8 protein-coding genes and 1 pseudogene are annotated in these 8,478 nt (G+C 68.0%); 5 read left to right on the forward strand and 4 right to left on the reverse strand.

Translation table 11 applies throughout. The annotated features are described in order from the left end of the window. Window positions 1–304: 304 nt before the first annotated feature. Window positions 305–1,648 (reverse strand): MFS transporter, encoded by a 1,344-nt coding sequence (locus FHS22_RS28415; RefSeq protein ID WP_184946598.1) that lies wholly within the window; start codon window positions 1,646–1,648, stop codon window positions 305–307. 100 nt (window positions 1,649–1,748) lie between these two features. Next, window positions 1,749–2,021: a hypothetical protein gene (locus FHS22_RS28420; RefSeq protein ID WP_184946600.1), complete on the reverse strand. Its 273-nt coding sequence runs from the start codon at window positions 2,019–2,021 to the stop codon at window positions 1,749–1,751. A 1,248-nt stretch (window positions 2,022–3,269) separates the two neighbouring features. Here FHS22_RS28420 and FHS22_RS28425 point away from each other — a divergent pair. The 3 genes from FHS22_RS28425 (at window position 3,270) to FHS22_RS28435 (ending at window position 5,832) form a co-directional block, all read left to right on the forward strand. After that, window positions 3,270–3,659, forward strand: a complete 390-nt coding sequence (locus tag FHS22_RS28425) for an acyl-CoA thioesterase (protein WP_184946602.1) — start codon at window positions 3,270–3,272, stop codon at window positions 3,657–3,659. Window positions 3,660–4,147: 488 nt separating this feature from the next. Further along, the gene (locus FHS22_RS28430) at window positions 4,148–5,020 is read left to right on the forward strand and encodes an NAD(P)-dependent oxidoreductase (RefSeq protein ID WP_184946604.1); all 873 of its coding nucleotides are present in this window, start codon (window positions 4,148–4,150) and stop codon (window positions 5,018–5,020) included. An 89-nt stretch (window positions 5,021–5,109) separates the two neighbouring features. Next, the gene (locus tag FHS22_RS28435) at window positions 5,110–5,832 is read left to right on the forward strand and encodes an IS5 family transposase (protein WP_221474212.1); all 723 of its coding nucleotides are present in this window, start codon (window positions 5,110–5,112) and stop codon (window positions 5,830–5,832) included. Window positions 5,833–6,157: 325 nt separating this feature from the next. Here FHS22_RS28435 and FHS22_RS28440 read toward each other — a convergent pair whose 3' ends face one another. Next, complete coding sequence (locus FHS22_RS28440; RefSeq protein WP_221474213.1) at window positions 6,158–7,156, reverse strand: ADP-ribosylglycohydrolase family protein; 999 nt, start codon at window positions 7,154–7,156, stop codon at window positions 6,158–6,160. A gap of 45 nt (window positions 7,157–7,201) precedes the next feature. On the opposite strand from FHS22_RS28440, the pseudogene FHS22_RS39685 reads away from it, so the two are divergent. Both FHS22_RS39685 and FHS22_RS39690 read left to right on the forward strand, forming a co-directional pair. Beyond that, window positions 7,202–7,351 (forward strand): annotated as a pseudogene (locus FHS22_RS39685) (transposase); the annotation flags it as partial. A 12-nt stretch (window positions 7,352–7,363) separates the two neighbouring features. After that, window positions 7,364–7,786, forward strand: a complete 423-nt coding sequence (locus tag FHS22_RS39690; RefSeq protein WP_377297136.1) for a hypothetical protein — start codon at window positions 7,364–7,366, stop codon at window positions 7,784–7,786. A gap of 78 nt (window positions 7,787–7,864) precedes the next feature. Here the strand turns inward: FHS22_RS39690 and FHS22_RS28450 are convergent. Continuing rightward, window positions 7,865–8,478, reverse strand: a 614-nt coding sequence (locus FHS22_RS28450) for a transposase (protein ID WP_184946610.1), incomplete at its 5' end; no start/stop codon positions are given.

Raw genomic sequence — 8,478 nt, forward strand, 5'->3', positions numbered from 1 at the left:
ACGCCGCGTTCTCTGGCCAGAGTCTGGCATTCGGCAGGTCCTGCGACATCGAGCCCGAGCGCCATCGCCTTGAGCCAGGGCGTCAGTTGGGATGTCCCGCTGTGCAGCGGCCATGACGGCTTCGGCCCCCTGCCGTTACCGGCCAGTGCCGTCTTGTGAACGATGCGCCGCCCGAAGGACGGGGGTGAACTCGGTTGTATCGTCGGTGAGTCCGGGGTGACGGAGAAGAGGGTGTCGTCTCCTGATGGTGGGAAGGGACGCCCTCTCCTGCGGTCGACTGCCGGGCCCGAGGATGTCGGAAGCGTTACCGGGCGTTGCGGACGGTGTACATCACCGGGATCGCCGTGATGCTGATCACCGCTCCGGTGATATAGAGACTGATGTAGTTGTGCTCGCCGGACCCCAGGGACAGAAAGAACGGCGTCAGGAAAGGGGCCAGAGTCAGAGGAATCGAGATCGCGACGTTCGTGAGACCGAGATTCCTTGCGCTGTTCTCCGTGTCGGTCATGGTGGCGATCGCGTACCCGAGATAGACCCCCGAATAGGCGGCCAGTCCGATGCCGCCCACCAGTGCTCCCAGGTAGAACGTGGGAAGATCATTGCTGAACGCGGTGATCAGGAGCCCGATCACGCTGCACACCGTGCCGAAAAGCAGGATCGGCCGCCGCCGGCCGAACCTGTCGGCGAGCCACCCCGCGAGCGGGCTGCCGAGGAGCGCGGGGAGACATGAGGCCGCGTTGCTGTAGGCGATGACCGTGGCGAGCTCCTCAGAACCCACTCTCAGATGATCCTCGATGAAATACACCGCATATGTCGTTCCGAGTGCGCCGCCTAGGGAGATCAGGAACAGGGAAAGGAGAAGGCGTGCGAAGTCGGGCGACTGCCGCGGGTCGAAGCGCATGCCCGCGAGCAGATTGCGCAACCTCCCGCCGGCGGCCGGCGAATCGTCGCCCGTGTCCTCCCGCTCCTGCGGGAGGCGATCGGGGAAAGCCAGAATGAAGGCGAGGACCGCGATGACCGCCATGGCCACCGGGAGGTTCACTTGAAGGAATGAGCTGTGCGGGACGAAGGCGATGATCAGGCTGCCCACCATCACGGCGATGAGGTTGCTCGCGCCGACGAGTCCGCCCAGCAGGCCCTGCTGGTTTTCGGGTACCCGGTCGGAGATGGCAGTCAGCAGCAAGGAGGCCACGGCCGTGCCGAAGGCCGACATCAGCATCCAGCCGGCGGCCAGCGTGACCAGGTCGTGCGCGATGCCCATGAGGAATCCGCCGAAGACCGTGCCGATGAGGCCCAAGACGATCCATGGGCGGCGCATACCGAATCGGCTCCGCGTCCTGTCGCTCAAGGTGCCGAAGACGGGCGCGCTGATCGTCGCGATCAGCATGCCCATTCCGGAGAGGAGAGCAAAAGAGGTGGTCTTGCCGTCGGAATCGATTTCGGAGACGCGTAGGGCGAGAGTGACGAAGAGCGGTGTGTTGATCGCGGTCGCTGTGGCGAGCGAAGCCAAGGTGTAGAGACTGATGAACCTCTTGCCTACCGGTGCCATGTCATCCTGCGCGGGTACGGGCTCACTCCGAGAGGCCTCGAACGTGACGCCGTCCTCTGCGTCTGAATGATCAAGTGGGTTGATTTTGGAATAGTCCATCGGACCTCCTGTGGTGGGGATGGGGAGCGGGGATGATGTAGGCGAGGAAGGGGGGTGCCTCGCCCCCGGCATGGTCCGTAAGCGTTGGTGCAGCAGGCGCTTAGATCGCGCCGGCCTGTATTTCGGGAGGGCGGATCAGGCCGAGGGCGTCGACGAATACCTCGACGGTCTCGGCGGTCTGATCCGCGGAGTGGACGGTGGAGAGAAGGAGCCGGCCCCAGCCCGCCGCGCAGATGCCGCGTTCCAGCAGTCCGGCAAGGACCAGTTCGCGGCGGGAAGGCCAGCCCGCTGCAGCGGATCCGGCTACCGTCGCGGCCGGGTTGTTGCCTTCTACGTCGACGAGCCGTGCGCCCTTGCCGGACCCGCGGTGCACAGGATGTGGGAGCATGGAGGCGTGTACTGACGGGGTGTCGCCACTGCTGACGACGTGATGAGAGCTCTGGTAAGGAGCCTCGGATCGGCTCCAGAGGGATCGCAAGGAACTGCCCCTTTGCCGTGATCTTGGGATCGGTCCGGTGTTGGATCGGGTTCACGGGAGCCGCTGAACTGGATTCGACATGAGCACCTGTCCAGTGCAGGACATCCGATAAGGGTTCAATCTCCCTGCGAGAAGCGGCTTGCTAATTGAAGTACCGCGCCAATCGATGGGCTCGCGCTGCCAGGTTTGTCCATGCGGCCGCCCGGGCGTTTCCCTGAGGCCAGGTGGTTAAGTCGGCTGTGGCGCTATCAAGCAGGTGGGTTCCCGGGGCATGGGAACGGAGATTCAGTAGGTAGGTGGTCTTCATGGCCATCCACCGGAAACTGGGTCCCCGTTGATCGTCGAGTCAGTCAGGTCCGTTGCCTCCAGTGCTATCAACACGGATACCCCCGTACCGGTGAACTGGTGCGGCTCGGCTACCAGGTCAGCGAGGCGACCGTAGGGCGGATCCTCCGGTGTCGGCGCACCGACCGGAGTCCCGAGAGGCGACACCTCCTGGCGAACGTTCCTGCGCGCTCAAGCACGAGGTTTGCTGGCCGTCGACTCCTTCTGCGTCGATACGGTCCTCTTGTCGCCCGCGTCGGTCCCGCACGCAGCAGCCACCGGGTCATGACGAGGGGAGCGTGATGCCGCTGGAAGGACGGGTCGAACGCCGGAAAGTGCTCGGCAGACTGATCGACGAGTACCGCCGAGCCGCGTAGTCACTTCGCAGGACTTCCAACTCAAGCCTTTGCGATGGATTTTGAAGCGGTACAGGGTCTGCGTCGGTTCCCGCCGACGACCGAGAGATCCGAATGGTACGACCCGGCCGCCTCGATCCGGACGAGGACCTCGCCGGGACAGGGCGGTTCAAGAGCAAGCGTCGCGACCGTGATGGGCCGGGGCTTCCGATAGGAGGGCGACGCGCTGATCTGCTCGAAAACGACTCCCTGGATCGACGCTTCGGAGCGGGATTTCCCAAAGCTGGACGATGATCCCTCACCGTGCTCGCTTCCGCCAGCATGTCCGGCTTTGCTGGCACGGATTTGCCGCCATCTGGCAGTCTGGTCCGATTCGCAGAGCCATGTCTGCTGTTACCTTCACCGCGAGACGGCGGAGAACCTTCGGAACAGCAGAATCGGAACGCGATGTGAAGGAAGAGACATGGGATACGTCCACCCGTGGCACGTGCGTTATTACGAGGTCGACCAGCAGGGGGTGGTCTTCAACGCCTGGTATCTGGCATGGTTCGACGAGGCCATTTCGGGCTTCTTTCAGCACAAGGGTTTGCCTGTCCTCGGGTTGCAGGAACAGGGTGTCGATTTCCAGCTCGTCCGAGCCGAGATGAATTGGCGCTCAGGTGTCCGTTTCGGCGACGACGTGTCGATTCTGGTCGAGCCGGTGCGGATCGGGAACACGAGCTTCGAGGTGTCCTTCACCGTACTGCGGGATGCCGAGGCCGTGTGCGAGGCGCGCATCGTCTATGTCTCGATCGCCGGGGACGGTTCGGGCAAGTGTCCGGTGCCCGAGATCCTGCGCCGGGTACTGGGTTAGTAGCGGCGATCCTGCCGCGATGACCGGTAGGGCCCCTCCCCGGCTGTTCTCCCTCGAATCGCCGGGACACGAAACGGGGGGGGGCAGTGCTCGCCGGCCCACCGTCCTGGGGCGGGCAGGTCCGTCGCCGTGAGGCAGCCGGGTTGCTCCAGGGCAAGCCGACCAAGCGCTGACGGTGCATGGAGCCGGGTCGTCGGTCCGGCGACGACCTCCCGGAATCGGTGATCGATCGCCCCTGAACCCGGCTCACCCCCATCCCCGGGAAACGGCTGAGGCACGGCCTCCCCCGGCATTCGCCCCGGGCCGCTATCGCTTGACCGCGGCCGGTGACGTTCCCGTCGGATCGTGTGGCACGTGGGCTCAATCACGGCCTGGTTTACCGGGTGCAGATTCGCATGAGCAGACGCGGTCGGCTTGATGAGTCCATGACCGCTGTCCTCGCTCGTGCACGGCGACTGGTCGAGCACTCGACACGAAAGGACGCGCGGATGTCTGCTCAGTTCGATGTGGCCGTGCTCGGCTGCGGATACATGGGCTCTGCTCTGGCCAGGACGTTCGCGGGCAGAGGGGCCAACGTCACGGTGTGGAACAGGACTCCGGAGCGCGCACAGGCTCTGACAGCCTCGGGATGCTCCGCCGTTGCGGCTGTGCAGGAGGCCGTGAGGCGCGCGCGGATCGTTGTGATCTGTCTTAGCACCTACGAAAGCGTCGAGGTCGTTCTCGGTGGCGCCGGGACACTGGCCGGCCGCGTCGTCGTCAATGTGACCACGGGCAGCCCGGATCAGGCGCGGCCGATGCGGGACCGGGTCGCCGAGCAGGGTGGCGGCTACCTCGACGCCGTGATCGTCGGTTATCCGGAACAAGTCGGGCGAGACGATTTCCTGCTCCTGGTCTCCGGCCACGAACCGGAGTGGGAGACCGCTCGGCCGGCCCTGGCGCTGCTCGGCGGCATCTCTCGCCACGTATCCGAGTCTCCGGAGGGTGCGAACGTCTTGGAGGCCGCCACGGTCGGCGCCTTCCACATGACCATCCTCGCCGCGTTCGCCGAGGCCGCCCGCTACGCGAAGTCCCAAGGGATCTCTCCGAAGGAGTTCCTGCCGCTGGCGGTGCGTGTGGCCAGCGTGTTCGAGTTCCAACAGGAGGAAATAGTCCAGCGGCTCGCCGACGAGGACTTCACCACCGACCAGGCGACCCTCGCAACCTATGAGAAGGCAGCCCGCACGTTCCAACACGCGCTGTCCTCCTCCGGCACGCGGGCCCCGCTGTTCGACGCGGCTGTGGCCGAGTTCGGGCGCGGTGTCGCGCAGGGCCGAGGCGAGGACGCGGTCTGGACGCTCGCCGCGGACCGGGGCGGCGCCTGAGAAAGTGTTGGGTAATTGACCGGATTCGTTCTGTAGCAGCCGGGTGGTGATCCTTGCGGATCACGGTTTCGCCAGGATCACCGGCATGTGTGCCTGCACCTGCTAAGCCCGCCTACGACACGTCCCCGACCGATGCCCAGTGGGCGGTGATCGCGCCGTTGCTGCCCGCGCGGGACCCGCGCCGGGGCGGACGCCCGTTGACGTTCCCACGCCGCTTGATCATCGACACGGTGCTGTACGTGCTGGGCACCGGCTGCGCCTGGCGGCTGGTCCCGCATGACCTGGCGCCGTGGGACGTGGCCTACCGGTGGGTTCGCTCCTGGACGGCCGACGGCACCTGGGATCGCGTCCATGACGCGCTGCGCGAGAGGGTCCGCGCCGCCGGGGGTCGTGACCCGCAGCCGTCGGCGGCGGTGCTGGGCTTGCAGTCCGTGCGCACCTGCCAGGGTGGCGAGGCGATCGGCTACGACGCGGGCAAGCGGGTGCGGGGCTGCAAGCGCCCCCTGCTGGTGGACGCCTGCGGGCTGGTGCTGCGGGCGGTGGTGCATTCGGCCTCGGTGCAGGACCGGGCTGGCGCCAGGCTGGTCCTGTCCGGGATCCGGGAGGCGTTTCCGCAGGTGGGGCTCGTGTGGGTGGACGGCGGGTACGTCAACGCCGTCGATTCCGGGTTGGTGGGCTGGGCTGCGGGGACGGAGGGCGTCGAGATCGTCGCGGTGCCGCGCAACGCGGGCGTGAAAGGCTTTCAGGTGCTGCCCCGTACTACATTCGTAGGTCCACCGGGAGTGGATCACCGCGCCTTCTGTAGTGGCTAACCAGAGCGCGGGTCTGGTGGAGCCGCCGGAAGTGTGACCAGGCCAGGATATGCTCGATGGCGTTGGCCGCCGGGATGACAGGATTAGGATGATCTCCGCGCGTTCGGGGACGTCCGCGCTCACCGCCAGCTCGACGAGGAGACGGTACGGCCGCCGCGGCGGCGGAGCAGATCCAGCCGCCCTGGTGGAACAGCAGGTTGTCCGGTTCGGCCAGGGCGTCGGCCGCGCCTTGCTCCTGCGCGAGGGCGGGCACGCCGGAGGCGGTCCCGTAGTTGTGTTCCAGCCGGTCCCATGGGACCTCGTCGATGGCGTCCAGCACGGGTGTCTACTTCCGGCGCCGGTGTTCGGCCGCATGCCCGCCGGAGGGTGGACCCTGGACGGGGGCGAGCGCGGTGGCCGCGCGGGCCGCCGCTGCCCTCCCCGCCGCGGAATCGTCCGGGAAGGGCTCGGGTACCCCGGCCCAGCCGGGCAGTGCCTCGACCGTTCGCATCCAGTCACCCGGGATTCCGGTCCGGGCGGCGAGGACGCCGCCGACGATCGCGCAGGTGGTGTCGACGTCACCGCCCGCGGTGGCGGTGGTCCAGAAGGCCTGCTCGAAGTCGCCGAGGTGGCGGGCCGCGGCCCACAGGGTGAACGGGACGGTGTCGTGGGCGGTGACGTTGCGGCCGTTGCCCAGGACGCGGGCAGCCAGGAGCGGATCGTGGACGGTCAGCAGCAGCCGTGCTTCGCCGATCCCGTCGCGGACCATGCCCGGCGGGACGTGCTCGGCCACCAGGTCCAGGAACCGGCCCGGCGACAGGTCGGCGTGCGAGGCGGCGATGGCGGCGGCCGCGGCCACCGCCATCGCGCCGGCGACGGCCTCGGGGTGGGTGTGGGTGACGCGGGCCGACAACTCCGCCTGCCGTACGGCGTGCGCCGGGTCGTCGGCGAACCAGGCGCCGAGCGGGGCGACGCGCATGGCGGCCCCGTTGCCCCAGGAGCCGTTACCGTCGAACAGCTCTGCGGCCAGGGTGCGCCAGTCGCCGCCTTCGCGGACCAGGCGGAGCATGCGGCCGGTGGCGGGGCCGTAGCCGCGGTCGAAGTCGTGGTGGGCGGCGAAGGAGGAGGCGAGCACGTCCTGGTCGATGCGGCCGTGGCCGGCGAGGACCTTGTGGATCGAGCAGGCCATCTCGGTGTCGTCGGTCCACTGCCACGGTCCGGGCGGCAGGGTGCGGGAGTCGAGGTAGGGGCGGTTGGCGGGGACGAAGAACTGGGAACCGAGCGCGTCGCCGAGGGCCAGACCGTACAGGGCGGCGGTCGCGCGACGCAAAGGATCGACGGACATCGCCCCCATTATGGAACTCGCCGGAGGGAACGGGGGCTCGATCGGTTGTGTACCGTCCGTTTCCCGTGGATCCCGATCGGGGCGTCTCTGCCAGAGGTCTGCTCAACCGGATCCGGCTGGCGTGACGTCCCCGAACGCTACGGGCCCTGGTCCACGCTGTATTCCCGGTTCAACGCCTGGGCCGAGGCCGGGGTGTTCCAGGGGCTGATGGACGCGCTGATCGCCGAGGCCGCCTCGCGCGGGCAGGTGGGCTTGGAGCTGGTCAGCGTGGGCTCCACGATCGTGCGGGCGCATCAGGAGTCGGCCGGGCTGGCCGTGGCCGGAGAGACCCTGGATGCGCTGGAGCAGGCCCTGACCGAGGGAAAGGGGGCTGCGCCGCCGCAGCAGCCGCCGGTGCTGCGGGTGATGTTGCCGCAGGCCGCACCCGGCACGGACGGCGTAGACACCTCGTCGGACCACGATCGTGCCGCCACGCGGTGGCGCCGCAACACCGTTGAACGCTTCTTCCAGAAGATCAAGACCTGGCGCGGTCCGGCGACCCGCTACGGCAAGGCCCCGGAAAGCCACGAGGCCGGGCTCTGCCTTCGAGGTTCGGTCATGTGGCTGAAGCTCCCCACCTCAACCACATGATCCGAACTCCGAACAGCTCCTAGGAGTGTCCTGAAGATCTTGGTGGGTGGGTCGGCATGCGCCGGCTCACCCTCTTCGTCATGGGGCGATGGGGACGAGAACCCAGATGTTGTCGGTGTGAGTGAGTCCCAGGTTGACGAGGCGGCGGAGGTTGAGAGCGGCGACGCGGTGATGGAGCCAGTGGTCGTTGGCCTGGGTGCCTCGGTAGGGCAGGCGGCGGTTGCCGCGGGCCACGAGCCAGGCCACGGCGCGTTCGGCCATGGGCCGCCAGCGCCGGTAGTCGTCCTGCCAGGCGGGGTCGGTGGCGGCCTGGTGGCGGGCGGCGGCCTGCAGATCGTGGTGCGGGCGAATGGTGAGGATGCGGCCGGTTTTGGCGGTTGTGCAGCGATCACGCAGGGGGCAGGCGGCGCACAGGCCGGTGAAGGTGGCGCGGCGCTGTTGGTAGCGGCCTGCGGGCGCGGCGAGCGCGACGGTGTGCCCGGCGGGACAGCAGACCGTGCCGGCGGCGGTGTCGATTCCGAAGTCGTCCAGCGTGAACCCACCGGGGACGGCGGGTTTGAGCGCGGGCGGGTTGATCAGCAGCCGGTGCCCGGCCTCCGTCAGGCAGGCGCGCAATCCGGCTGCGGCGTAGGCGGCATCGGCCAGGATCTGCAGTGGCCCGGGTTCGGCGGCGAGCAGGGCGGGGGCGATGG

Source organism: Thiemannella venezuelensis (assembly GCF_014203605.1).
Lineage (GTDB): Bacteria > Actinomycetota > Actinomycetes > Streptosporangiales > Streptosporangiaceae > Planomonospora_A > Planomonospora_A venezuelensis.